Raw genomic sequence first — 25,295 nt, 5'->3', positions numbered from 1 at the left:
TTATTGGGTATATTTCCTGATGAAAAAGTTTTTGGTTTTAAATTTTAAGAATTATTTAAGGATACTCAGTTAGAGTGAGGGCAGATAAAACAATTTAAATATTCCTCAGCATTTCTTAGAAAGGAGAAATAGAAATGGTGCAAAACATAAAATACTCGATTATCATTCCGGTTTACAACGAAGAAGAAGTAATCCATCAAACGTATCAGCGGTTAAAAACAGTTATGAATTCAACTGGAGCATCCTACGAGCTTCTTTTTGTAAATGATGGAAGCAGGGATCAAACAGAAGAATGTCTTATTGATATCAGAGGAATGGATGAAAAGGTAAAACTGCTTAATTTTTCGAGGAACTTTGGACACCAAATTGCGATTTCAGCTGGGATGGATTATGCACTTGGTGAGGCAGTTGTGATCATTGATGCGGATTTGCAAGACCCTCCCGAACTTATTATAGACATGATTGAGAAATGGATGGAAGGCTTTGATGTTGTCTATGCGAAAAGGACTACTCGAAAAGGTGAATCCTTTTTTAAAAAGAAAACAGCAGCAATGTTTTACAGGACACTTCGGGGAATGACAGAAATAGATATTCCTATTGACACGGGTGATTTTCGCTTAATGGATCGGAGAGTCGTCGAACAGATGAAGAATATCCGGGAAAAAAATCGATTTGTAAGAGGGTTAGCAAGCTGGGTGGGCTTCCGCCAGACAGCTATTGAGTATGAACGCGAGGAGCGTTTTGCCGGGGAAACAAAGTACCCATTAAAAAAGATGTTAAAGTTGTCTTTGGACGGTATTACCTCTTTTTCATATAAGCCTTTAAAGCTTGCCAGTTATGCAGGATTTTTGCTTTCTATTGTGGGCTTTATTTATATGTTTACCGTTTTATATTTAAAAGTTTTTACAAAGCAAACGGTTTCGGGATGGTCCTCCCTTATTATCATTCAATTAGTTTTCAGCGGCTTCATGTTAATGATACTCGGAGTAATTGGAGAATATATCGGACGGATTTACGATGAAACCAAAGACCGTCCTCTTTATATCATCCGCGATTCTTATGGTTTGCAGCTGTCAAAAAGAAAAGCTACGAAAAGTATCGGTCATTTTGAATAAAGATGGCCGGATCATTACGTTTATATTTTAAATTGAATCAATTAAGGAGGAAGACATAAATGAAAATTAGAAAAGCAGTGATTCCGGTTGCTGGTTTAGGGACAAGGTTTTTACCGGCAACGAAAGCGCAACCTAAAGAAATGCTGCCCATCGTTGATAAACCGGCTGTTCAATATATCGTTGAGGAAGCTGTAAAATCCGGTATCGATAATATAATTTTTGTAACAGGAAGAAATAAAAAGGCCATAGAAGACCATTTTGATAAATCAGTTGAACTAGAACAGCTTCTTTTGGAAAAAGAAAAATTTGCATTACTGGATGAAGTGCAAAGGATCTCGAAAATGGCTAATATCCATTACATCCGTCAAAAAGAACCGCTTGGTTTGGGGCATGCCGTTTTATGTGCGAAGGAATTTATCGGTAATGAACCATTTGCAGTACTTTTGGGTGATGACATTATGCCGTCAGACCCACCTGCATTAAAACAGTTGATAGAAAAATTCGAGCTTTATGATAAACAAATCATTGGGGTCAAGCCTGTACCGAAGGAAGAAGTTAATAAGTACGGAATCATTCAGCCTTATGGGTATATGGACGGCGTTAGAGAAGTTAATGACTTAGTGGAAAAACCTTCAATAGGGTCAGCCCCTTCCCAATATGCAGTAATGGGCAGATATATTTTAAAGCCTTCTATTTTTCCTATACTGGAAAAGTTAGAAAAGGGCGCAGGAAATGAAATCCAATTAACAGACGCTTTAAGAGAAATATGCCTTCAAGAAGGGCTTCTTGCACTTGAGCTGGAAGGAAAACGCTATGATATTGGCGATAAATTTGGTTATATTCAAGCGATAATGGAGATTGGTTTAACCCGTCAAGAACTTAGGCCCAGGTTGTTAAAGTATTTACAAGGCTTACTGGAATCAGAGACTGTTTATTAAAATGAAAGGATTAAATTTATGAAAAAAATAATTAAAAAAATTGATTACTTGCTGGCGGGAATTCTCTTTTTATCTTTTATATTAAATTTTTATAATTTAAAAAATGCAGATTCTAACACCTATTATACTTCAGCTGTAAAGAGTATGATGCAGAATTTTCATGCCTTTTTCTATGCATCATTTGACCCGCAAGGCTTCATTACTGTTGATAAACCACCGGTAGCATTATGGATTCAAACGTTAAGTGCTTCCATTTTTGGGTTAAGTGACTTTAGTGTATTGCTCCCGGAAGCAATAGGAGGCATCGTTTCTGTTTATCTTATGTACGTTTTAGTGAAACCGAAGTTTGGCCGGACAGCTGCATTACTATCAAGCCTTGTATTGTCATGTTCACCAATTTTTGTAGCCGTAGTTAGAACAAATAACGTGGATAGCATCTTGATTTTAACATTATTATTTGCAACTTGGGCGCTAATGAAATCCGTTGAAAGGCAAAAAGCGGGTTGGTTGATTCTAAGTGTGTCATTAATTGGTATTGGTTTTAATATAAAAATGCTTCAGGCATATATGGTTCTGCCGGCAATGTATTTATTTTACTGGATTGCGGTAAAAGCAAAATGGACGAAGAAGTTGAAGAATTTATTTGTAGCGACAATTGTTCTGGCAGTTGTATCATTGTCATGGGCTGTTGTGGTTGATCTAGTTCCAGAGAATGAGAGACCATATATTGGAAGTAGTCAAACGAATTCGGTTCTTGAACTGGCACTGGGCTACAATGGAATTTCCCGTTTAACGGGAATGAACAATGGCCAGCCTAATGGGACAAAGCAGTCAAATAAAAGTGTTACTAGTAATTCACAACAAGCAAATTATAACAATAAACAACAGGGAAACTCCGAACAAGGAAGTTTGGCATCCGGATCTCAAGGAACTCCAACAGATCAGGTTCAAGGAAACCAAGGACAGTTAGGAAACGGAGGACCGGTTCCTAACTTACAAGGTAATATGAGAGGTCCTGGCGGGTCCGGAGGAGGGATGTTTGGTACCGGTAATCCAGGTGTGCTGCGTCTTTTTTCCACTGAGCTTTCAGGGCAAATCAGCTGGCTATTGCCATTTGTTCTTTTTGCCGTTATTGGTTTACTTGCTGAATTACGTGAAAAAAAGAAATTTGATTTACAAATTAAATTTGCAGCATTCTGGCTGGCTTGGTTAATACCAATGATGATTTTCTTCAGTATAGCCGGTTTCTTCCACCAGTACTATTTAAGTATGATGGGACCTGCGATTGCCGCATTAGTAGGAATTGGTTGGACAGTTAATTGGAATGCATTTAAGAACAAAGAGAGCTGGAAATCCTGGCTATTACCAATCTCAGTGCTTACGACTTTCCTTTTTGAAGCTTTAATTTTGTATCAAAATTCGATAGCACAGCCTCTGATTTTCGCAACGCTGTTAGCAGGGATCGTCTTCAGTGCTGTCCTAATTACAATAAAGAAGAAAGAAAGTTTTTCAGCCAATTTACCGATGACGGGGATGCTTGCCATGCTGATTCTTCCGTTATACTGGACGGGAATTACCATAAATACTACGGGAAATTCAATGACACCAATAGCCGGTCCAAACCATTCATCGTTTGGGGGAATGAACGCACCGGGGGGAGCAATGGCTGGGAATATAGGGGGGACCGGAGGCCCTTCTCAAGATAATCAAAATAGTGGAAACATGGGATTAACTTCAAATAATTCTACTTCTAATCAAGAATCAAATAGTGTTCCAGTAAGTGGAGTAATAAAAAATGGTCGAAATGGCGGAGGACCAAGATCGGAATTAAACTCATCGTTACTTTCATATCTAAAAAAACATTATAATGGTGAGAAATATTTCTTGGCTACTGACAGCACACAATCAGCAGCACCTTATATTCTAAATACAGATTACGCTGTAATGGCAATGGGGGGCTTTTCCGGAAGTGACCCTGCACTTACTCCCTCCAAATTAGGTAAAATGGCGAAATCAGGTGAAATCAAATACTTCTTAATATCCGGAAGAGGAAGAATGGGTGGAGACCAAAGCCAAACAGTTACCCAATGGATAAAGAATAATTGTATTGAGGTTCCAAGCAGTGAATGGCAATCCAATCCTTCATCTCAAAGCCAACCGTCATTTGGAGGGATGGGCGGCGAAACGTTATATGTTTATAAAGGATAATGTTTTCATAGATTGATTTTTTTGGAGACTGGCTAAAAGTCAGTCTCTTTATTTGTGTTTTCGTTATGCGCCCGAGCTAATCCTAAAAAGGATTATTTTATCTATTTGCAAATTAAATATGAACTTTTTGTTAAAAATCAGATGAAAATAACCGTTGAAACACAATTGTAATATTCCTATAACTTATTTGACAAATTTAGATGATATACTTCTAATTACTACAAAATAGGATAAAATGAGTAGAAACTATGATTTTAGTTTTACTTTTTGTAAGGTTAATAGATTATAAATGGACTAGTATACATAGAAATTTGTCAAAATAGGTTGAAATACTGTGTAATTAAGATGATTAAATGAAAATATCTAGTTAATTGTTAATTGGAAAGCAGGGGAATCATAATGAAGAAGAAGATAACTGCACTTAGTACGATATTAATGTTAGGTCTTGGAAGCGCTTTTACAATTCCGTCAGCAATGGCTGCAAATAATGATATGCAAAACATTCAAGGTCAACGTTCCGGGGTTCAAGCCGGAATTACGAAAGCTAATGCGGAAATTTCTCAAGTTCAGGATGAACTTGGCCAATTAACAGCTCAAATAAATAGAGTAGATCAAGCCATTAAAGATAACAATAACATGATTACGCAAACTGAAGAAAAAATAAAAACTTCGCAATCTGAAGTACAACAGCTTCAACAAGAGGTTTCAGTTATAAAGGAAAGAATAGCAAAACGTAATGAAGTATTGAAAAAACGGGCCCTTTCCTATCAAGAAAGCGGCGGAGACGTGAACTATCTGGATGTTTTACTAGGTGCTTCAAGCTTTAGTGATTTGGTTGAACGAATTGGAGCGGTCGCAACAATCGTTCAAGCAGACTCTGACCTTGTAAAACAGCATGAAGCAGATAAACTGGAAGTTGAAAAAAAGCAAGCTTCCGTTGAAAAAAAGCTAGCAGACCTTACGAGCATGAAAACAGACCTTGAGGGAATGCAGTCCCAAATTATGGATCAAAAAGCACAAAATGGTGCATTAAAGGAAGAATTAAAAAAGAAGGAACAAGATAAACTCTCTCAAAAGGCAGATTTACAAAATCAAGATTCTAGTTTAGCAGCGAAGGAAGCTCAGCTTCAACAAGCGGCTGCAAGCCAAACAACTGCTAATACTAATTCTAATACTAATTCTAATACTAATTCTAATTCTAACAACTCTAACTCTTCTATGAATATATCGGTTCCCACTGGATCAATTCCAGCAGGGAGTGGAGCGATAAATGTTGTAATCCATGCAGGGGATAGATATATCGGTAATTCTGTTTATGTATTTGGCGGCGGTAGAACAGCATCCGATATTGCCAATGGTAGATTTGACTGTTCCGGATTTGTGCATTGGGCGTTTTCACAAGCGGGTATTAGTGTTGGAACAAGTACAGATTCCTTGAAAAATGCAGGTACAAGGGTCCCTGTAAGCCAAATGCGTCCTGGAGATCTAGTATTCTTTAATACTTATAAAACAGATGGTCATGTGGGAATTTATATTGGCGGCGGTCAATTTATTGGTTCACAAAGCTCAACTGGTGTAGCGATTGCAAATATGACCTCCGGTTATTGGAAAGAAAAGTTTAATGGTCGTGTTGTACGTATAATAAATGATTAATAGAAAAAAGAAGCGAGGTCGTTTTAAATGACCTCGCTTCTTTTTATTGAGGATTTTTACCTGTTTCCTTCTAACATTGTTTTCATTTAGATTAGCATTTCTTCACCTTGTGGTTTCATTTCAAGTTGGCCGCCCTCTTTGAGGCTAAATGAAATCCGGGGAAGGTTAGAACAAAATAAGTGCTGTTACACAAGCAAAACCCCTTCAGTTACGGTTAACGGGTTTACTTTCGGGGGGCAAAAAGGGAAAAAACAGGGAAAATCACTAACTCAATATCATCTTTTTCACCACTAAATTCTCAAGACAATTCACATCTGGTCTTGGTGAATGAAATTAGTTTGATACGGAATTTTAGGTAGCCAATCAAGGCTATTGGCGACCGTAATTAGGGAACAAGAGCATTTTGGGTAGCCAATCAAGGCTATTGGCGACCGTAATTGGGGAACAAGAGCATTTTGGGTAGCCAATCAAGGCTATTGGCGACTCTAATTAGGGAATAAGAGCATTTTGGGTAGCCAATCAAGGCTATTGGCGACTCTAATTGGGGAACAAGAGCATTTTGGGTAGCCAATCAAGGCTATTGGCGACTCTAATTGGGGAGCAAGAGCATTTTGGGTAGCCAACGAGTGAAATTGGCTACCCATATATGGGTAAAAACAACAAAAAGGTTGCCACAATTCAATCCTCCTCTTCTATCAAATTAAAAATCACTCCAAATTCACATACACTCCAAAAATTATTTCACCGTTTAGAATATCTAAGTGATTTCGGATGTGAAAGAGTATTAAAAACCGCACTAAGTCTTGATATAGCAACAAAAAACACACTGCGATTTCATATGTGAAATCCAGTGTGTTTTACTTTGTTATTTGATTGTTTGCACCTATAAAGTGAACCCGTTAAGATACGGTCGAAGGGGTTTTTAAATACTATTTTTTCTCAATGATAACGAATAAAACACCAGTAAGAATTAGGATGGAGCCTATCCAAAACGTTACGCCTATGTTCTCTCCTAGAATAAGCCATCCGAGTAATGTCCCAACCACGGGTTGAAAGAAGAAAAATAGCCCTCCACTTGAGGCGTTAAGCATTTGTAATCCACGATTCCAAAGTAGAAATCCACATGCGGTTGATATAATACCCAAATACAAGACTCCTCCCCAAATGTTCGGGTGAGTCAGTTGCGAGATATTAATTTCGTGTAACCGTGGCAAAACAAAAGGGGTCAACACGATTAGGGCTACCAAGATGGAATACGTCGTTACCACAATTTGTGAATAATTACTCGGCACACGCTTTACAAGTACAGACATGAGTGCCCATGTCAAAGCAGCAATAAGCAGTGAGATACCACCAAGTTTACTGGACAAATTCACATGACCGACTCCAACAATGAGAAAAACCCCAATTGTCGCTAAACAAACGGAGAGTCCCTTTTTTAACGTCAACCGTTCTTTAAGGAGTAAGCGAGCAAAAATAACCATAAATGCTGGTGTTGAAGAAGTTATAATGGCTCCCATTTGTGCTGAGGATAGCATTGTACCAGTTTCCTGTGTAACAATTGAAATCGCGTTACCAATTATTCCAATAACTATGATTATTAAGAAATGACGTTTATCGATTCGCCATTCTTGTCGTGTAATTAAGCCGATAACGAGAAGTGCGACAATAGCCACTAAATATCGCATCCACACAAGTTCCAGTGGAGGTATGACCGATACTACAATTTTAACAACAACGTACATTCCACCCCAAATACTGGAAGCTAAAGCTAAATATATAGAACCTAATATGGTGTTTTTCATTTTTATACCCTCCGTCTTTTATTTAGGTCAAAAATGCCCCTAACGGAGAGATGTAGTCACCTTCACTCCATTAAGAGCAGATGAGTGCTACTGGTACATCATTTTCAAATAATGGAGTCCAATACATTTTGCTTCACCTCTTGTCCAATCTAGCTACAATTATCTGTGTTTTATTATAGCAGAATATTAAGTTTTTTAACGTATAAAATCCGCGAAATGTCAGCGAGAGGAGTTAAATTGTCAGAAAACAAATCAGTAAACAAACTTGTATCTAGGATAGAAGGAATGGAACTTACTATTGAGCGGGTTTTTGAAGCACCACGAGAATTAGTTTCTTCTGTCTTTTCAGATTCTGTTCACCTGGCAGCTTGGTGGGGCCCACAGGGTTGGGAGACAGAAGTACATGAGATGGTTTGGCTATATTGCATGAAATGTGTTGATAAAAACCAAGGTGATTTTTTCGGGATGGTATCCTGTGGTAAGGCAGTTTATCATGAAATTGTTGTTCCGGAAAAAATGGTTTACACTGATATGTTTACTGATTCTGACTACAATGTTCTTCCAGGAATGCCTGAGATTGTTGTTAAAATTGAATTTCTAGAAAAAGAAGGCAAAACAACAATCATCAACCGTTCCCGTTTCTCTACTGCTGAAGCTCTTAAGCAAGTGGTTGACATGGGGGTTGTTCAAGGAGTCTCTTCTCAATACGAGAGACTTGACCATTATTTATCCCAAATACAATAGAAATAAGATACGGTCATTTCTAGTACAAAAAAGGATAGGTAGAGCATATTTTTCCTATCCTTTTTTATTTATCCCTTATAGTATCACATTAAATAAGAATTTAATGTTGTTAAGAGTTTTAAGAAATATTTTGACTTTTAATAAAACAATGGATTGGTTTTTTAATCGCGCATTGCTCCTGCCTCTCGGGAAGTCATTGCACCTTGTCCTTCGCTTACATCTTTTTGAATTTCTTGTTTTACTTCTTGTGCATCAGTTCCGGCAAATTCCGGTTTCATAATAGACCCCAAATTCTCTTTAGCTTGTTGATCCTGTTGCATATAATTCCTCCTTAATTTATTGTTTAACAATCTTATTATTAGCACCGATTGGAAGAATAAAAACACTTATTTTTTAAGTTGTTTCCATTTTTTTTAAGCTTCGTAATCGGAAATAAAGCTGGAGGAAGAGTAACAGGGATCGAAGCCTGTTTCCTGCCGATAGGTATCATTAAATAAAGCAACCGCCTGAATGTAAAGTTTATGTATTTGCCAATCGACATATAAATTGAGTAAAATAGGGTAGTTATTGTCCCATTCAAATCATAAAAAAAATAATTGATAGGAGTAATTACTAAAATGGATTTTCTTATGCTTATTAAAGCCATTATTTTAGGGTTAGTCGAAGGATTAACAGAATTTGCACCTGTATCATCAACAGGACATATGATCATTGTTGATGATATGTGGATCAAAACTGAACGCTTTTTATCCTCCCATGCGGCGCATACATTCAAAGTAGTCATTCAGCTTGGTTCAGTTTTAGCTGCAGTTGTGTATTTTAGAGAAAGATTTTTCGAGCTTTTAGGGTTGAAACGACGACAAAAACAGTCAGTTGAAGGGCAAAATCAAAGGCACCTCAAGTTAACCCAGGTAATTGTTGGTTTAATCCCTGCCGGCGTATTAGGAGTTCTGTTTAATGACTATATTGATGCCCATTTATTTTCAACTAAAACTGTTTTAATTGGTTTAGTCCTTGGTGCAGTCTTAATGATTATTGCTGACTTATATGGTCCGAAGAATCCGAGCGTCCAGTCAGTTGATCAAATTACATATAAACAAGCTCTGACTATCGGTATTTTTCAATGTCTTTCCCTTTGGCCGGGTTTTTCCCGTTCCGGTTCAACGATTTCTGCGGGTGTTCTTGCAGGAATGAACCATCGTGCTGCAGCTGACTTTACTTTTATTATGGCAGTTCCAATAATGGCTGGGGCAAGTCTTTTATCCCTATTGCATAATTGGCATTATATGACTGCTGATTTGCTGCCATTTTTTATTGCAGGTTTTTTAAGTGCTTTTGTATTTGCGTTATTATCAATCCGCTTTTTCTTAAAGCTAATAAATAAAATTAAATTATTACCCTTCGCGGTGTATCGAATCGTGCTAGGGATTGTGTTATCCTTTGTAGTATTCTTTTAGTAAGAAGAGGCTGATACCGAAACCATAAAAATGATAGTTTACTTTTTTAGCCAACAGCTGTACAGCTGTTGGCTTTTTTGAAAAACTTGAAAAAAATAGTTCAAAATAGGGACTGATGCTTGAAATTAACCATATAAAAGACAGTCCCTATACTATTTTTCTAAAAAAAATCGGGAAAATCACTAACGATTCCATCAAGTTGAAGATGTTGAAGTGCCTTCATTTCATTTTTATTCTTTACGGTCCAAATAATTGTTTTGAAGCCATGGCGATTGAGTCTTCTTATTAATCGTGAATTTACCATCGTGATTTTCGGATTTACATAGGAGGCATAATGAGAAAAAGAAAGTAATTCTTTATTTGATATTCCCCGGCCTGTATTTTTGATAAGAACGCCAATTGGTATGGAAGGCAAAAGGTTATGAAAACGTTTCAAAGATTTCCTGTCAAAGGATTGAACAATTATTTTATGTTCTCCGGTGAATCTTTGAAATCTTTTTTTTAGTTCTTTTGCAACTTTTTCTTCGATTCCAGGATAAAGTATTGGTTTTTTTAACTCGATAATCAAACCGGTTTTCCCGGCGTATTCCTCTAAAAATTTGATAAAAGAGGGTATTTTCTCACCTGAAAATTTGGGGTTAAACCAGCTTCCTGCATCAAGTACTTGAATTTCTTCAAAAGTAAAATCCTTAACTTTTCCTTTACCATTGGTTGTTCGATTAACAGTTGGATCATGGATAATAACCAGTTCACCGTCTTTAGTCATTTGAACATCAATTTCCAGGTAGTCTACTCCCAATTCCACCGCCTTTTTAAAGGAAGCAAATGTGTTTTCAGGACAATACCCTGCAGCACCTCTATGGCCAATTTTCATTGGATTATGGCGGTTTTTAGAATTCCTTTTGTTTTTCTTCAAGATCCTTTGAGACCCTTTGAAAATAAAAAATAAAAAACGGGCTGCATTCCTCAATTTATTAACTCCTGTCCTTCCATTTGAGAACATGGTAAAAAAAACAAAACCTTTTGTCAATCATAAGCTCCGTTTAATTCATCCATTGGTGAGAATTATTAAATTTGTAACCATAGTTATATTTGTCCAAGCAAAAAGGAAATGGGCTTATTCTTTTTTTTCAAATGAAGGTAATTTGGATATGTGTCTATCGCACATTTTTAATTGGGTGAATAGGATATATAGAATTTACAAAAGGAGGTAATGAAAATGTCTGGTGTTGTAGGATTCGGTGGCGGATTTGCCCTACTAGTCGTTTTATTTATTTTGTTAATCATTATCGGTGCTTCTTGGGGTTACGGACACTTTTAATATAAACAGGAGGTTTTGAAGATGTTTGGATATGGATATGGTGGTTACGGCTATGGCTGTGGATACGGTTTTGGTGGCGGCTTCGCGCTAATCGTTGTATTATTCATCCTATTGATTATCGTAGGTGCTGCTTGCTTTAGATGGTAAAGTAAATACTAAAATAAAATCGGCATTTCATTCATTTTGTTAAGAATATGCTGATATTCGCTGAAAAGCAGGGAATGCTCCTTGCTTTTCTTATTTTTCAATAAACGTATTAATTGGATAAAAAAAACAATTTTCCCATGGAAAGTATTTAAGGTTGGACAAGCTTCAAATCCATGTTACGGTAGTAGAGGCGTAGAAATTAGAGAAAAAAGGAGGAACCAATAGTGAAATATATTGCTTTTACTCTTATGGGTATTTTAACCTACTTCATTCTTGTTGTTCATCCCAATTTCATACATCGCGTTCATGCTCAAACACTTGAAAGCACGAAGATCTATACAGTCCATAATAAAGATACAGTGAGTCGAATTGCCCTTCAATATGGAGTTCCGGAATCTAATTTATTAAGAAATAATGGACTTGATAATAAACAATTAACTTCCGGTGAGAAAATTATTATACCTGAGAGTATTTCGGACAAGGATAAGGATCTTTTAGCAAGATTGGTTACTGCAGAAGCAAAGGGTGAACCATATGAAGGAAAAGTTGCCGTTGCTGCAGTTGTATTAAATCGTATTGATAACACTCAGTTTCCGAATTCAATTCAACAAGTGATTTATCAAAAGAGGCAATTTGAGCCTGTTGACAATGGAATGATCAATAAACCGGCAGTTGATGACGCTAAAAAAGCTGTAAATGAGGCGATTGCTAAAAAGGGTAAAATTACGGATGCTTTATATTTTTACAATCCAAAGGAAACAAACAGTAAATGGCTTCGGACGAGAAAAATCACAGAAGTAATTGGCAATCACCGCTTTGCCATATAATTTGATTTTTACCCTCTTGATTATTCAAGAGGGTTTTCTAGTTAGATTATATTTAGGTTTTTCCATTTTTTATATTCATCCAATTCCTTTGAAACCTTCTTAAGGGTATATCCAATCACTGCTGCGTCATCAAAAATTCCAAGACCAACAATAAAATCCGGTATGAGGTCAATAGGGGAAATAAAATAAAGAATGGCTCCAATGACAGTAAGCAAAGTGTTGTTTGAAACGTTCTTATATTCGCCATTGGAATAGGACTTAATCAACTCGAAAAATAACTGAAGTTTATCCCAAGCTTCTCCTAACGTTCCTTTCTTTTCATTTGCTTTTTTTATTGCTTTACTTAGCAAACCTTCAGTTTTTTCCCGGTTGTTAAGATACTCCTTCGCTTTGTCCTCGTATTTTTCCCTTTCTTTTGCAAAAGGATCTTTTTTTTCAAACATCAGTTTCACTCCCTTATGAGGAATACTTGCTTAGTTTGCCACGAAAAGAGAAAATCCATTTAGGTTTATTTATTTGGTGGAAAAATAAGTACACTAAAAAAATCAGGCCTCAAATTGAGGCCTGATTTAGTTTCATGAATAAACCGGATTTTCCGTATTTGTTTCTTTATGTCCCCTTACGATATTTTCCACTTCAAAACCTTCAAGGGTTTCTTTCTTTAATAAAGAATCAACTAATTGCTGATACTGAAGATGATGGTTATTAATTAAACTTTCTGCCATTTCTAAACCTTTTTCAAAAAGCTCTTGCATTTTTGCTTCTTTATCCTGTTTATTAAAGGTCAGTGTAAAGCCGTTTTGAAGCATTCCTGTATCGACCATTTGTTCGATAATATGTTTTGCTTGTTGAACGTCTCCACTTACACCAATACTATGCTCGCCAAGAAATAATCTTTCGGCAACACCGCCTGCTAACACCATGGCAATTCGGTCTAATAAGTCACTAGTTGTAGACAAATGAAGCTCTTTTGGAATTGGTGCCACATATCCCAGTGCTTCACCCCGCGGGATAATGGTTGCTTTTCTGACAGAGCCGGGCTTCGTTAACGATGCGACAATTGCATGGCCGGCCTCATGGATAGCAACTCTTCGTTTCGTTTCTTGGTCCTGCAACGAACGAGAAGTGCTTCCCAAGATGGTTCGATCAAGCGCATAGTCGAGATCTTGTTTTTGAATGACGTTCTGCCCATTACGCACTGCACGTCGGCTGGCTGTTTCAAAAAGTGATTGAAGTTCAGCACCGGAAAAGCCTGATGTGCTTTCGGCTAAATCATCTAAAGAGCAAAGAACATTTTTTGCAAGTGACTTTCCTTTTGTATGGATGTCAATGATTTCTTTCCTTCCCTTTGTATCCGGGAGCGGCACATGAAAGGAGAAGTCAATTCTTCCCGGACGGAGGAAGGCTTCATCCAGCATATCTTTTCTGTTGGTTGCTGCAATAAATAAAATGCCATCATTCGAATGACCGCCATCAAGCTGAACAAGGAGTTCTGTTAAGGTTTTTTCTGCTTCCTCGCCACCATGGGCTTTCCTTTTTCCTGCAAGTGCGTCAACTTCATCGATAAAAATAACAGCCGGCCCCTGCTTTCGTGCAGTTTGGAATAATGAGCGGACACGGCTTGCACCTACACCGACAAAAAGTTCATTAAAGGCAGATCCGCTAGTAGAAAAGAAAGCAGCATTAAGTTCATGGGCGATTGCCTGAGCAAGTAAAGTTTTACCGGTTCCAGGTGGTCCGTATAATAATATTCCTTTTGGTGGTTTAATGCCCAGGTTGCTTGCACGATCCGGTTCTTTTAATGTAGAGAGAGTTTGCAGAATTTCTTCTTTCATTTCTTCTCCAAGTCCGCCTACATCTTCTAAACTAATGGTCGGAAGCGGACGTGATTTAGCCACACTATTTTTCATTGAGTTGGAGATACCGAAACCGCCCTTTGCTTTTTGTATGGCAAAAGCAGCCACTGCAAGCGAAAGGATAACACCGCCCATAATCCAATTTCCATAGGCACTGCTGGTTGAATAAGAATAATTTATATTATATTTTTCTACTAGTTTGTCCACCATTTGGCTATTGGGTGGAACATGGGAAACATATTTAGCATCCCCGGCCTTTATATGGATGCTTCCATCAGACTGCTCAGTAAGTGAAACTGTTTTTCCCTGTTGATTTTGAATCGTTTTTTCCACAGAAGAGAATGGAATAACTACTTCATCATTTGTGGTTTGGATAACCCAAACAATTCCGGCAATAATTAATATAAACGCTACAATGAGCGGAATAAACTTTGAAACTACTTTTTTGCTTTGATTCAATTAAGTCATCTCCTTAATCAGAGTCATATATCTATTATAAAAGGATTTTAATAAAAAGCAGGTGGGAATCAGTGGAAAGTGGCAATTTCATATTTTGGTGAATAAACGAAATAAAGGTTGATGTTGTCAAAAATAATTAGTGGCCATAATATGAATGATTGCAAAGTTACCAATAGAGAGATAAGATTGAAGTTATGGATAAAATTATTTATTGTCAAAAGAGAGGAAGACAAGATGGGTAACAATTTTAAAGAAGAAGTATTATCGCGGCGGACATTTGCCATTATTTCTCACCCGGATGCCGGTAAAACGACACTGACTGAAAAATTATTATTATTCGGCGGTGCGATTCGCGATGCAGGTACCGTAAAAGCGAAAAAAACCGGGAAATTCGCGACAAGTGACTGGATGGAAATTGAAAAACAACGGGGAATTTCCGTTACTTCCAGCGTTATGCAATTTGACTATGATGGATTTCGCGTCAATATATTAGATACCCCTGGGCACCAGGATTTTAGTGAAGATACGTATCGTACTTTGATGGCTGTAGATAGTGCGGTAATGATTATTGATTCAGCAAAAGGAATCGAGGAACAAACACTTAAGCTATTTAAGGTTTGCCGTATGCGTGGTATCCCGATTTTTACATTTATGAATAAGCTGGACCGCCAAGGTAAAGCGCCGCTTGAGTTGCTTGCTGAATTGGAAGAGGTCCTTGGGATTGAATCGTATCCAATGAACTGGCCGATTGGGATGGGTAAAGAGTTTTTGGGAATTTATGACAGGTTCCATAATCGGGTGGAACAATTCCGTGTAAATGAACAAGATCGATTTATTCCTTTAAATGACGATGGTGAAATTGAGGGCGACCATCCACTAAAATCGTCCGGACTTTATGATCAAACTCTTGATGAAATTATGCTTTTAAATGAAGCAGGGAATGAATTCTCAGCTGAAAAAGTAGCTGATGGTAACTTAACGCCTGTTTTCTTTGGGAGTGCTCTAACAAACTTCGGGGTACAGACATTTCTTGAGTCCTATCTCCAGTTTGCTCCGCCTCCGAAAGCACGTAATTCAACGATTGGTGAAATCAATCCCCTCGGTGAGCAATTCTCAGGCTTTGTATTTAAAATTCAAGCAAACATGAATCCTGCTCATCGGGATCGGATTGCCTTTGTCAGGATTTGTTCAGGGAAATTTGAACGAGGTATGACGGTGAATATTCCTCGATTAGGGAAACAATTAAAGCTTTCCCAGTCAACTTCATTTATGGCGGAAGAACGGAATACTGTTGATGAAGCCGTAAGTGGAGATATTATTGGTCTTTATGATACGGGAACCTATCAAATAGGTGATACACTGACAACTGGAAAAGATGATTTTCAATATGAAAGACTGCCCCAATTTACACCGGAACTGTATGTAAGAGTATCTGCTAAAAATGTTATGAAGCAAAAATCCTTTTATAAGGGAATACAGCAGCTTGTACAGGAAGGTGCGATTCAGCTTTACAAAACCATTAAAATGGATGATTATTTGTTGGGTGCAGTAGGTCAGCTGCAATTTGAAGTGTTTGAGCATCGAATGAAAAATGAGTATAATGCCGAGGTTTTAATGGAACGTATGGGTTCAAAAATTGCCAGATGGGTTGAAGGCGATACAATAGATGAGAATCTTTCCAGTTCCAGAAGTTTGCTCGTAAAAGATCGTTATGATCACTATGTCTTTTTATTTGAAAATGACTTTGCACTTAGATGGTTTCAAGAAAAAAATCCAACTGTCAAACTGTATAATCCGATGGACCAGCATGAATAATTTAGCGGCGGGAATAATCCCGCCCTTTTTTGTGCGATTATATCACAGAAAATTCAGGCTAATTATTTAACTCTTTTAAAGAAAAGATAAATAAATTCATATTTTTTATTAGTCAGTTCCGTTAATTTGGCAATTAACTGGATAAGCTAAGTTCAGAATGACTTTTGCTCTCCTAAAAAATTGCCAACGAAGCGGGATTTTACGATGAAAAAAATGAGTAAATTAGAAGCAATTTTATGGAATATTGCTTTTCCTGGGTTTAGTCAATTATTAACCGGCCAGTATATAAAAGGTGTATTGTTTGTTGCATTAGAATTCATCATGAATGTCAAAAGTCGCTTTAATCAAGCGATAATGTACAGCTTCTTGGGTGAAATCGAAAGGGCAGAAGCGGTAACAAATTATCAATGGCTTATGTTTTATCCTTGTGTCTATATGTTTGCCATGTGGGATGCTTATCGTACTGCGATGCCGGAGAATGAAAAATACTCTTTTTTGCCGTTTGTTTTTTGTGCTTATTTTGTCACAGTGGGATTAATGGTATCACCAAAATTCACCCTTTTAAAGTATCATTTAGGACCTGTTTTTTTACCAATGTTATTTTTAGTACCCGGATTAATCATTGGCTTTTTTATCAAATTTCTTTTAACTATGAAATTCCATGAAAATTAAATCCCTTAATAAAAGCTTCAAATCAGGCGTTTCCGGTTTGAAGCTTTTTTGTTTAAAATAATTTTTTTTAAAACCCCCACAACCCTTTTAGGTGCATCGTAAATCTTTAGTGAAAAAGCGATTGCAAAAAAACTTAGAGGTGAAATCATTGAAGAAACTAACAAGCCACAAGGAATTAAACAAAATCGCAAAAGGAGCTTTAGCAATTGTATTAGCGGGTTCATTTACATTTTCCGCTACAAATGCTTTCGCTGATGGAAATGACCAAACAGCTAATCAAACAACCGGGCAGCAAACTACCACTACTACTCAGTCTGATGTTTCGGTTAATTCAATAGACAAACAGGAAACACCATCTTTATTACCCGGTGATTTCTTCTATTTTGCAAAAATTGTATTTGAAAAAATACAACTTGCACTAACATTTGATAATTTAAAGGAAGCAAAGTTATTAGCCGCAAATGCATCAGAACGTCTGGCTGAAGCTCATGCTTTGTTCAGTTCAGGGGACCAACAAAAGGCAGTAGATACACTTAAATCAGCATTGGAAAATATGGAGAGTGCCGATAAAGTTGTGGAAGAGCAACAAGTATCGAAACAAGATCAAGTAAAAGAAGATGATCAAACGACAAATGATCAAGTAAAAAACGATGAACAAAAGTCAACTGAGGACCAAGAATCAGATAAGCAAGCTACTGATGGAACGAAAGTAACAGATGACTCAACGACTAAAGAAGATCAGGCATCAAAAGAACAAACGGATCTGAAAGATGTAAAAAATATTCTCTCACAAAATATCGCTGCCCTTACTGCAGCAATGGAGAAAGTCAATAATCCTGTTGCCAAAGCTGCCTTAGAAAAAAATATTGAAAAAAGCTACGCAAAGTTAGCGAAGAAAATTGAAAAATGGAACAAGCATTTAGCAAAGGTACAAAAAGAGGAAGAAAAAAAGAAAGTAACTCAAGTAAGTACAGATGAAAAGACATCAGTCGAAACGAATACTTCAGCTCCAAATGCTAATGAAAATACAAATCAAAATGTAAATACCTCTGTTCCTTCAACAACTGTAAAGCAAGAGGAACAAGCAGATCATGAAAGACAGACTATTCAAAAAGCCGCACACCAAGAAGTACAACAAATCCATCAGGAAGCAAAACAAAAAAGAGAAGAAATAAAGTCATTTGTGAATGAAAAAAAGGATGACGTAAAAAAAGAAGTAAAAAATGAACGAGAATCACATAAAGATAATAATCGTAAAGAAGATTAAATAGTTGGTTGAACAATAAACAGGAAAAGATAGCCTTTATTGGGGCTATCTTTTCTAAACGCTTTTACCCCCAAAAAGTCCAAGGTATAACTCGTATGTTATAATTGGCTGAATAGAGAGGTGAGGCTCATTGCTGAGTTTATTGTTCATGACCAAGAGCAAAAAAAGAACTTTGGAAGAATCGGTTATCTTAATTCAACAAGGCAACCGTAATATCTTAAATGAAATAATTGAGGCATACAAACCATTTATTGCTAAAACTGTTTCTTCTGTTTGTAAACGATATATTTATGAAACTGATGATGAATTTAGCATTGGGCTTATTGCTTTCAATGAAGCGATTGAGAAGTATTCATCAGAACGCGGAAGCTCCCTTTTAAGTTTTTCTGAAGTTTTAATTAAAAGAAGAGTCATTGATTATATCCGCAAGCAAACTAAAAACCAACATATAAGTATGGACTTAATTACTGAAGCACACGAGGATGAATCAGCAGGAACCGTTATCGTAAATGAACTTTCTCTTGAGGATTACAAGAAAAAGGCCGATGAGCAGCTGAGAAAAGAAGAAATCATTCATTTTCAACAATTATTAAAAACTTTTGATTTAAATTTTAGTGATTTAGTGGAAAATTCCCCTAAGCATACTGATGCGAGAATAAATGCCATTCTAGTCGCAAAAATGTTAGTTGAAAATAGAGAATTAAAAGAATTTTTGTATGAAAAAAAGAGACTTCCTATTAAACAATTGGAAAAAATGGTCGATGTTAGTAGGAAGACCATTGAACGGAACAGGAAATACATTATTGCAATTGCACTTATTTTATCCAGTGATTATGTTTATATGAAGGATTATTTAAAGGGGGTGCTTGATACATGAAAAAGGGGATTGTAATGGACATTGATAACGCATTTCTAACGCTTTTAACCCCTGAAGGTGAGTTTTTGCGTGCAAGGAAACAAAATCAGCCCTATGCAATTGGAGATGAAATTCACTTTTTTCCCGTAGAAAATCATAAAACGTTTCATTCATTTATTCCTTTCATAAATATATTTAAGGTAAAACCTGTTTGGGCTGTTAGTGTATTGGCTGTTCTTATTATCCTTCTCGGATCCTTCATTCCAATGTATCAAAATGACAAGGCATATGCTTATATGTCTATTGATGGGGATCCCAGTATCGAGCTTGGGGTAAATAAAAAAATGCAGGTCGTTGAAATAACAGGTTTTAATAAAGAGGGAAAGAATGTTATTTCTCAAATATCTGATTGGAAGAAGAAGGATGTATCTCAATTAACAAAAACAATATTAACTGAAATGAAAAATGAAGGTTATCTAAAAAATAAAGGACTTATAATCATTTCAACGGTTCGAACCAATCAGCCGGAAGCGAAAGCTGAAGAAAAGTTAAAAGAGAATATAAATGAAATCAAACAGACAATTAGTAAACAACAGTTGGAGCTTAATGTTTTCAATGGAACGGAAAAAGACAGAGAAACAGCACATGAGCAAGGGCTAACAACTGGTAAGTATCAAGAAAATAAAATTCAATCATCCATTAATCAAAAAAGCAAAGAAAAATCATATCAAAATCCAATAGATAAAAACCAAGATAAAAATAACAGTTCTTATCAACCTGCTGATTCTACCCTTCCTCCCGGCCAATTAAAAAAGCAGGAGGAAAGTAGCCCCGCACAAAACAAAACTGAATCAAATGGGAACGTTAATCGTTTGGGTGTAAATCCGGTGCCCCGGGAATCATGGAAAAAACAAGAGGAACATGTTAAAGAAAATAATGGGCAACTAAAAAAAAATGAATATCAAAAAGACAAAACAGACCATAATCAATGGTCAAATCAGAATCACAATTCAAACCCTAATGCGCAAAATAATAAGGGGCATAAAGATAAGTAAAAGTCCGGCATAATTGCCGGACTTTTGTGCCAAAGATATTCAATTATTCATGATTAGATTTTCCTGATAATTGGGACTGTGCAAGGCTAACCAGTCTTTTGGTAATTTCACCGCCAACAGATCCATTTGCCCTTGAAACCGTATCTGAACCTAAATGAACCCCAAACTCCTGGGCAATTTCATATTTCACCTGATCTAGATATTGTTCAATACCGGGTACTAATAATTTATTGCTACTATTTGCCATTTTATTCAACTCCTTAAAATCGATACAGAGAAAGGATAAATCTCTGTATATGTATTATTCATATTGCATTCCATTTTCATAAGTGGTAATGTTTTTCGGATATGGATATCTTTCATTTGATTAGAAAAAATAAAAAGAGCCGGATGGCTCTTCAGGCTGTCGAAAAACTCTCGACAGCCTCTTTTTTATTCATTTGCTTCAACAATTCACCGCGTTAATTTGTTATAATAATATTGGTATATAGGCTTTTAAATAGTCTGTTGATTGGCGCTTCAGGCACTTCGCTTTCCGCGGGCGTGCAGGGGAGCCTCCTCGTCGCTTTGCTCCTGCGGGGTCTCCCCTGTCCCGTACTCCCGCAGGAGTCTTCGTGCCTTCCGCGCCAATCAACAGAGTGTTTTCAAAAAAGTCTTTCAGCTCAACTAATAAATAATAAAAATAAGTGGTGAATCCAATGTTTAAGCCAAAAGAGACTAGCCAAAATGAATATGAATTTGTCTCTATTGATGAATTGGTACCTGATGACCATCTTCTTCGTTTGATTGATAAATATATTGATTTTTCGTTTCTTATTGAAAAGGTCCGTCCTTATTACAGCGATGATAATGAACGCCCTACTGATCCCTTTATTCTTTTTAAAATGATGTTTATTGGTTATATTTACGGCATTCGTTCTGAACGTCAACTAGAAAGGGAAATTAGAACAAATGTTGCCTACCGCTGGTTTTTAGGTCTGAAACTTAAGGACCCAGTAATTCATCACTCTACGATTAGCTGGAATCGTCAACATCGTTTTAAGGATACAAATATTTTTCAGGAGATTTTTGATGAGATTGTTCTTCTTGCAATGAATCACAAGATGGTGGGTGGTCGTGTTTTATTTACGGATTCAACTCATTTAAAGGCAAATGCAAATAAAAACAAGTTTACAAAACAAGAAGTAGAAGTGGATACTCGAGAATATTTTGAAGACTTAAACAAGGCGATAGAAGAGGATAGAATTAAACACGGAAAAAAGCCATTAAAAGTAAAGGAAGTGAAAGAGACTAAGGAAATTAGAGTAAGTCAAACAGACCCTGAATGTAGTTTTATGTCCTGTGAAAATAAACAGGAAATGTTCTGCTATCTTGACCACTGAACTACAGACATGAAGTTTAACATAATTACGGACGTTTATGTTACACCTGGCAATGTACATGATTTTGTTCCATATCTTAGTCGGTTGGACCGTCAGGCCAACGATTTGGATTTAAGGTAGAAGCTGTAGCATTAGATCCAGGTTATCTCACTAGCCCTACTTGCAAGGGGCTTTCTGATCGGAACATTTTTGGAGTCATCGCTCATAGAAGATATCATCCTACTACTGGCTTATTTCCTAAATGGAAATTTACATACGATAAAGAACGTGATTTATACATTTGTCCCAATAATCAAGAATTAACATACAAAACAACAACCCGTGAGGGTTATAGAGAATACAAGTCTGATTCGAAGAAGTGTATGCACTGCCCATTACTTTCCCAATGTACACGCTCAAAAAATAAAGTAAATGTTGTAACACGACATGTATGGGAAGAGCACAAGGAAAAGGTAAGGTTAAATCGATTATCTAAATCGGGAAAAATGCTTTATAAATTTAGAAAGGAAAAAATTGAGCGAAGCTTCGCAGACTCAAAAGAGCTGCACGGGCTTCGCTTCTGCTGGTTAAGGGGGTTGAAGAATGCAAGTGAGCAAGCCCTTCTTACGGCAGCCTGTCAAAATATAAAAAAGATTGCAACACACTTAGAAAAAGTGTGTTGCAATACTTTAGGTTGATTTGGCACCCTGTTGATTGAAGCGGAGGGCACTCGACTCCTGCGGGATCAAGAGGTCACTGGAGACCCCACAGGCGCCAAAAGCGCCGAGGAGGCTCCAGGAGACCTCCCCGCGGAAAGCGAGTGCCTGGAGCGGAAATCAACAGGCCCATTTGCAGGGTTCATGAATAAATTTAGTATTTTGATTCTGACAAAATAAAAAATTGCCGAGAAAATACCCCTTTCTCGACAATCTGAAGAGCCGGATGGCTCTTTTTATTCTTGGACAACAGCCTCTAATAAAAGGTCAACTATATGAACACCTCTCATTTTCGAGGACAGGCCTTCCTTTTCAATTCCAACTTTCATTTGTAACAAACATCCCGGGTTAGCTGTGACGATTGTTGCTGCCTGAGTGTTTTTTGTTTGAATCATCTTATAGTCGAGCATTTTCATCGACATTTCTGATTCAATAATATTATAAATTCCAGCCGAACCACAGCAACGGTCAGCATCCTTCATTTCTTTATATTCCACTCCTTTTATTGATTGAAGAAGAGTTCTTGGTGCGGATGCAGTTTTCATGACATTACGAAGATGGCAGGAATCCTGATAGGTAATAATTTGACTTGGCAGCTCTAATCGTACCTTTTGGTGAAAATCAACATTGACTAATATCTCTGTGACATCTTTAATTTTATTTGCAAATTCCTTAGCCCGATCGTTCCACTCCTGATCGTCCTTTAACAGATGATCATAATCAATTAAAAAGGCTCCGCATCCGCCGGCATTTGTAATGATAAAATCGGCACGTAAATCTTCAAAAGCCATGATGTTCCTTTTGGCTAACTCCTTTGAACCTTCCTTTTCGCCACTATGACCATGAAGTGCTCCGCAGCACGTCTGTGTTTGCGGGATGACTATTTCACAACCGGCCAGCTGAAGCAGCTTCATTGTTGCATCATTTGTTTGTAAAAACATAGTATCCATTAGACAGCCGCTAAAAAAGCCAACTCGATGGCGCTGAGTTCCAATTGAAGGTAAATATTCAGGCCGGTTTTTCATTTCTTTCATTGTTGGCACTTTAGGCAGCACTTTTTCCATTGTAGCTAAATGCTCAGGTAATAGACCAAAAAAACCAATCTTTCTTGCAATGGATTGAATGCCTGAACGTTGATAAAATCCTATTAATCCTGTAAGATTTCTCATACGGTTAGGGTGAGGAAAAAGTCCTTGAAAAACAGTTTTCCTAATTAGTTGTGTCGTTAAAGAAAATTTCTTATTTTGATTGATAATGTCTCTAGCTTCCTCAAGTAAATGTCCATATTTAACACCTGATGGGCAAACAGGTTCGCAGGCCCGGCAGCCCAGACAAAGCTCAAGTGAGCGTTCAAAATCTTCATCAGGTTCAATTAATCCATCGACAACAGCCTTTATCAAGGCTATTCTTCCTCTTGGAGCATGGGATTCCTTGTAGCCTGATTCGATATAAGTGGGGCAGGTTGGCAAACAAAAACCGCAGCGCATGCAATTTAATAATTCATCTTCATTCATTCTTGCTTTAAATTGTTCTTGGATGATTTTTTGCTCTTTCACTGATGTCATTTTGTTACCACCACACGTTTCCTGCTGTCTTTTGCAAATATCTTGCCTGGATTCATAATATTATTTGGATCTAATGCTTGTTTAATTGCCTTCATGACCTCAATTCCTTCTTTTCCTAGCTTTAGATCCAGGTAAGGTGCTTTCATTACTCCGACACCATGTTCGCCCGTAATGGTACCGCCAAATTCAACTGCCTTTTCAAATATTTCGGCAAATGCCATCTCAACGCGTTCCAATTCTTCATGATTTCTCGAATCGGTTGGACAGGTTGGATGGAGATTTCCGTCTCTGGCATGGCCAAATGTACAAATATCAAGCTTATATTTATCTGCAATTTCATTAATTGCATTGACCATTTTGGCGATTTCCGACCTTGGCACGGTAACATCCTCTAGGATGGTAGTGGGTTTAAGTCGAGCAAGGGCGGAAAGTGCAGTACGTCTAGCTGTTGTTAGCTTTTCTGCTTCTTTTTCAGATTGCGCCACTTGAACTGAAACAGCACCTTCTTGCTTGCAAACTTCCATTATCTTTTCTAAATCACGATTGACAACTTCAATTGCCCCATCCTGTTCAATTAACAGTACAGCCTTTGCATCGGTAGGTAATCCAATTTGTGCATAATCTTCAACTGCTTTTAACGTTGGTTGGTCAAGAAACTCAAGTGTTATGGGAATAATTTTATTGGCTATAATTTTTGAGACCGATTTAGCTGCCGCTTCAAGGTCTTGATACATGGCAAGCATTGTTTTTTTTGTTTCCGGCATCGGAATTAGCTTTAGGGTTGCTTCGGTTATGATTCCAAGTGTTCCTTCCGATCCGACCATTAGACGTGTTAAGTCATAACCTGCAACATCTTTAGCCAGTTTTCCACCGGTTCGAAGGATATCACCGTTTGGCAGGACCACTTCCAAACCGATGACATAATCTCGCGTAACTCCATATTTAAGCCCTCGTAAACCTCCTGAATTTTCATTAATGTTTCCACCAATGGTCGATATTTTCATTGAACCGGGGTCCGGTGGATAGAAAAGTCCCTTTTCTTCAACTGCATTCGCTATTTCAAGGGTAATAACTCCCGGTTGAACAGTAATCGTTAAGTTTTCCTCATCGATTTCAAGGATTTTGCCCATATGCTTGAAGAGCAGGACAATTCCACCTTCAGTTGGACAGGTTCCGCCACAAAGATTCGTACCGGAACCGCGTGGAACAACCGGAACCTTAAATTCATTACAAACTTTTACTACTTCAGAGACTTCCTTCGTATTTCTTGGACTGACAACTGCATCAGGCATCGACTGAAGGATTGGAGTTGAATCGTAGGAATAGGATAGTCTTTCTATTTTGGAGTCCTCAAAATTTTCCTTTGAAACAATCGAGACTATTTTTTCCTTTACTAAAATGGAAATCATTTCGTTTCCCCCTATTTTATGTATGCGCTTCCGATCTTTTAATAATATA

The 25,295-nt window shown here is 37.3% G+C and carries 22 protein-coding genes and 2 pseudogenes; 16 read left to right on the top strand and 8 right to left on the bottom strand.

Annotated elements, in window-relative coordinates:
• Window positions 1-134 precede the first annotated feature (134 nt).
• The 4 genes from AC3ANV_RS21595 (at window position 135) to AC3ANV_RS21580 (ending at window position 5,914) form a co-directional block, all read left to right on the top strand.
• Entirely contained in the window at window positions 135-1,115 is a 981-nt protein-coding gene (locus AC3ANV_RS21595) for a glycosyltransferase family 2 protein (protein WP_488310710.1), read from the top strand.
• Between the two features lie 59 nt (window positions 1,116-1,174).
• A complete protein-coding gene (galU, locus tag AC3ANV_RS21590; RefSeq protein WP_488310709.1) occupies window positions 1,175-2,053 on the top strand; it encodes a UTP--glucose-1-phosphate uridylyltransferase GalU in 879 nt (292 codons plus the stop codon).
• A gap of 18 nt (window positions 2,054-2,071) precedes the next feature.
• A complete protein-coding gene (locus tag AC3ANV_RS21585; RefSeq protein WP_488310708.1) occupies window positions 2,072-4,261 on the top strand; it encodes a glycosyltransferase family 39 protein in 2,190 nt (729 codons plus the stop codon).
• A 399-nt stretch (window positions 4,262-4,660) separates the two neighbouring features.
• The gene (locus AC3ANV_RS21580) at window positions 4,661-5,914 is read left to right on the top strand and encodes a coiled-coil domain-containing protein (protein ID WP_488310707.1); all 1,254 of its coding nucleotides are present in this window, start codon (window positions 4,661-4,663) and stop codon (window positions 5,912-5,914) included.
• Window positions 5,915-6,843: 929 nt separating this feature from the next.
• Here the strand turns inward: AC3ANV_RS21580 and AC3ANV_RS21575 are convergent.
• A complete protein-coding gene (locus AC3ANV_RS21575) occupies window positions 6,844-7,719 on the bottom strand; it encodes a DMT family transporter (protein ID WP_488310706.1) in 876 nt (291 codons plus the stop codon).
• Between the two features lie 285 nt (window positions 7,720-8,004).
• Here AC3ANV_RS21575 and AC3ANV_RS21570 point away from each other — a divergent pair, with 285 nt between their 5' ends.
• A complete protein-coding gene (locus AC3ANV_RS21570; protein WP_488310705.1) occupies window positions 8,005-8,463 on the top strand; it encodes an SRPBCC domain-containing protein in 459 nt (152 codons plus the stop codon).
• Between the two features lie 161 nt (window positions 8,464-8,624).
• Here AC3ANV_RS21570 and AC3ANV_RS21565 read toward each other — a convergent pair whose 3' ends face one another.
• Window positions 8,625-8,783 (bottom strand): hypothetical protein, encoded by a 159-nt coding sequence (locus tag AC3ANV_RS21565; protein WP_488310704.1) that lies wholly within the window; start codon window positions 8,781-8,783, stop codon window positions 8,625-8,627.
• Between the two features lie 297 nt (window positions 8,784-9,080).
• On the opposite strand from AC3ANV_RS21565, the gene AC3ANV_RS21560 reads away from it, so the two are divergent.
• Entirely contained in the window at window positions 9,081-9,920 is an 840-nt protein-coding gene (locus AC3ANV_RS21560; protein WP_488310703.1) for an undecaprenyl-diphosphate phosphatase, read from the top strand.
• A gap of 160 nt (window positions 9,921-10,080) precedes the next feature.
• Here AC3ANV_RS21560 and AC3ANV_RS21555 read toward each other — a convergent pair whose 3' ends face one another.
• Entirely contained in the window at window positions 10,081-10,890 is an 810-nt protein-coding gene (locus AC3ANV_RS21555; protein WP_488310702.1) for a glycerophosphodiester phosphodiesterase, read from the bottom strand.
• 249 nt (window positions 10,891-11,139) lie between these two features.
• On the opposite strand from AC3ANV_RS21555, the gene AC3ANV_RS21550 reads away from it, so the two are divergent.
• The 3 genes from AC3ANV_RS21550 (at window position 11,140) to AC3ANV_RS21540 (ending at window position 12,215) form a co-directional block, all read left to right on the top strand.
• The gene (locus tag AC3ANV_RS21550) at window positions 11,140-11,241 is read left to right on the top strand and encodes a YjcZ family sporulation protein (RefSeq protein ID WP_488310701.1); all 102 of its coding nucleotides are present in this window, start codon (window positions 11,140-11,142) and stop codon (window positions 11,239-11,241) included.
• 21 nt (window positions 11,242-11,262) lie between these two features.
• Entirely contained in the window at window positions 11,263-11,388 is a 126-nt protein-coding gene (locus AC3ANV_RS21545; RefSeq protein WP_488310700.1) for a YjcZ family sporulation protein, read from the top strand.
• Between the two features lie 224 nt (window positions 11,389-11,612).
• Entirely contained in the window at window positions 11,613-12,215 is a 603-nt protein-coding gene (locus AC3ANV_RS21540) for a cell wall hydrolase (RefSeq protein WP_488310699.1), read from the top strand.
• A gap of 41 nt (window positions 12,216-12,256) precedes the next feature.
• On the opposite strand, the gene AC3ANV_RS21535 is transcribed toward AC3ANV_RS21540, so the two are convergent.
• Both AC3ANV_RS21535 and AC3ANV_RS21530 read right to left on the bottom strand, forming a co-directional pair.
• On the bottom strand, window positions 12,257-12,658 hold the full coding sequence (locus AC3ANV_RS21535) for a YkvA family protein (RefSeq protein ID WP_488310698.1): 402 nt from the start codon (window positions 12,656-12,658) through the stop codon (window positions 12,257-12,259).
• 132 nt (window positions 12,659-12,790) lie between these two features.
• Complete coding sequence (locus AC3ANV_RS21530) at window positions 12,791-14,530, bottom strand: AAA family ATPase (RefSeq protein WP_488310697.1); 1,740 nt, start codon at window positions 14,528-14,530, stop codon at window positions 12,791-12,793.
• 234 nt (window positions 14,531-14,764) lie between these two features.
• On the opposite strand from AC3ANV_RS21530, the gene AC3ANV_RS21525 reads away from it, so the two are divergent.
• The 6 genes and pseudogenes from AC3ANV_RS21525 (at window position 14,765) to AC3ANV_RS21500 (ending at window position 20,195) form a co-directional block, all read left to right on the top strand.
• Window positions 14,765-16,345 carry a peptide chain release factor 3 gene (locus AC3ANV_RS21525; RefSeq protein WP_488310696.1) on the top strand — a complete coding sequence of 527 codons (1,581 nt, stop codon included), beginning with the start codon at window positions 14,765-14,767 and terminating at the stop codon, window positions 16,343-16,345.
• Between the two features lie 204 nt (window positions 16,346-16,549).
• Window positions 16,550-17,017 (top strand): hypothetical protein, encoded by a 468-nt coding sequence (locus AC3ANV_RS21520; protein WP_488310695.1) that lies wholly within the window; start codon window positions 16,550-16,552, stop codon window positions 17,015-17,017.
• 148 nt (window positions 17,018-17,165) lie between these two features.
• Window positions 17,166-18,284: a DUF5667 domain-containing protein gene (locus tag AC3ANV_RS21515; RefSeq protein ID WP_488310694.1), complete on the top strand. Its 1,119-nt coding sequence runs from the start codon at window positions 17,166-17,168 to the stop codon at window positions 18,282-18,284.
• Between the two features lie 148 nt (window positions 18,285-18,432).
• Window positions 18,433-19,161 carry an RNA polymerase sigma factor SigI gene (sigI, locus tag AC3ANV_RS21510; RefSeq protein WP_488314297.1) on the top strand — a complete coding sequence of 243 codons (729 nt, stop codon included), beginning with the start codon at window positions 18,433-18,435 and terminating at the stop codon, window positions 19,159-19,161.
• Window positions 19,158-19,226 (top strand): annotated as a pseudogene (locus AC3ANV_RS21505) (anti-sigma factor domain-containing protein); the annotation flags it as partial. The gene sigI and the pseudogene AC3ANV_RS21505, both read left to right, overlap by 4 nt.
• A 180-nt stretch (window positions 19,227-19,406) precedes the next feature.
• Complete coding sequence (locus tag AC3ANV_RS21500; protein ID WP_488314296.1) at window positions 19,407-20,195, top strand: anti-sigma-I factor RsgI family protein; 789 nt, start codon at window positions 19,407-19,409, stop codon at window positions 20,193-20,195.
• A 43-nt stretch (window positions 20,196-20,238) separates the two neighbouring features.
• Here AC3ANV_RS21500 and AC3ANV_RS21495 read toward each other — a convergent pair whose 3' ends face one another.
• A complete protein-coding gene (locus AC3ANV_RS21495) occupies window positions 20,239-20,442 on the bottom strand; it encodes an alpha/beta-type small acid-soluble spore protein (RefSeq protein ID WP_488310693.1) in 204 nt (67 codons plus the stop codon).
• Window positions 20,443-20,893: 451 nt separating this feature from the next.
• On the opposite strand from AC3ANV_RS21495, the pseudogene AC3ANV_RS21490 reads away from it, so the two are divergent.
• Window positions 20,894-22,254: pseudogene (locus AC3ANV_RS21490) on the top strand (IS1182 family transposase).
• 254 nt (window positions 22,255-22,508) lie between these two features.
• Here AC3ANV_RS21490 and AC3ANV_RS21485 read toward each other — a convergent pair.
• Together AC3ANV_RS21485 and glcD are read right to left on the bottom strand one after the other, a co-directional pair.
• A complete protein-coding gene (locus tag AC3ANV_RS21485) occupies window positions 22,509-23,837 on the bottom strand; it encodes a (Fe-S)-binding protein (protein ID WP_488310692.1) in 1,329 nt (442 codons plus the stop codon).
• Window positions 23,834-25,246 carry a glycolate oxidase subunit GlcD gene (gene glcD, locus AC3ANV_RS21480; RefSeq protein WP_488310691.1) on the bottom strand — a complete coding sequence of 471 codons (1,413 nt, stop codon included), beginning with the start codon at window positions 25,244-25,246 and terminating at the stop codon, window positions 23,834-23,836. Before glcD ends, AC3ANV_RS21485 begins: the two co-directional genes overlap by 4 nt.
• Window positions 25,247-25,295 lie beyond the last annotated feature (49 nt).

This window comes from Neobacillus sp. DFD-2R, assembly GCF_057747865.1.
This window is presented reverse-complemented; position numbering and strand designations above follow the sequence as displayed.

Bases quoted from the DNA above. Each gene is read 5' to 3' on its own strand.
- AC3ANV_RS21595 (WP_488310710.1), top strand. From the start codon at position 135: ATGGTGCAAAACATAAAATACTCGATTATCATTCCGGTTTACAACGAA.
- galU (WP_488310709.1), top strand. From the start codon at position 1,175: ATGAAAATTAGAAAAGCAGTGATTCCGGTTGCTGGTTTAGGGACAAGG.
- AC3ANV_RS21585 (WP_488310708.1), top strand. From the start codon at position 2,072: ATGAAAAAAATAATTAAAAAAATTGATTACTTGCTGGCGGGAATTCTC.
- AC3ANV_RS21580 (WP_488310707.1), top strand. From the start codon at position 4,661: ATGAAGAAGAAGATAACTGCACTTAGTACGATATTAATGTTAGGTCTT.
- AC3ANV_RS21575 (WP_488310706.1), bottom strand. From the start codon at position 7,719: ATGAAAAACACCATATTAGGTTCTATATATTTAGCTTTAGCTTCCAGT.
- AC3ANV_RS21570 (WP_488310705.1), top strand. From the start codon at position 8,005: ATGGAACTTACTATTGAGCGGGTTTTTGAAGCACCACGAGAATTAGTT.
- AC3ANV_RS21565 (WP_488310704.1), bottom strand. From the start codon at position 8,783: ATGCAACAGGATCAACAAGCTAAAGAGAATTTGGGGTCTATTATGAAA.
- AC3ANV_RS21560 (WP_488310703.1), top strand. From the start codon at position 9,081: ATGGATTTTCTTATGCTTATTAAAGCCATTATTTTAGGGTTAGTCGAA.
- AC3ANV_RS21550 (WP_488310701.1), top strand. From the start codon at position 11,140: ATGTCTGGTGTTGTAGGATTCGGTGGCGGATTTGCCCTACTAGTCGTT.
- AC3ANV_RS21545 (WP_488310700.1), top strand. From the start codon at position 11,263: ATGTTTGGATATGGATATGGTGGTTACGGCTATGGCTGTGGATACGGT.
- AC3ANV_RS21535 (WP_488310698.1), bottom strand. From the start codon at position 12,658: ATGTTTGAAAAAAAAGATCCTTTTGCAAAAGAAAGGGAAAAATACGAG.
- AC3ANV_RS21525 (WP_488310696.1), top strand. From the start codon at position 14,765: ATGGGTAACAATTTTAAAGAAGAAGTATTATCGCGGCGGACATTTGCC.
- AC3ANV_RS21520 (WP_488310695.1), top strand. From the start codon at position 16,550: ATGAAAAAAATGAGTAAATTAGAAGCAATTTTATGGAATATTGCTTTT.
- sigI (WP_488314297.1), top strand. From the start codon at position 18,433: ATGACCAAGAGCAAAAAAAGAACTTTGGAAGAATCGGTTATCTTAATT.
- AC3ANV_RS21500 (WP_488314296.1), top strand. From the start codon at position 19,407: ATGTATCAAAATGACAAGGCATATGCTTATATGTCTATTGATGGGGAT.
- AC3ANV_RS21495 (WP_488310693.1), bottom strand. From the start codon at position 20,442: ATGGCAAATAGTAGCAATAAATTATTAGTACCCGGTATTGAACAATAT.
- AC3ANV_RS21485 (WP_488310692.1), bottom strand. From the start codon at position 23,837: ATGACATCAGTGAAAGAGCAAAAAATCATCCAAGAACAATTTAAAGCA.
- glcD (WP_488310691.1), bottom strand. From the start codon at position 25,246: ATGATTTCCATTTTAGTAAAGGAAAAAATAGTCTCGATTGTTTCAAAG.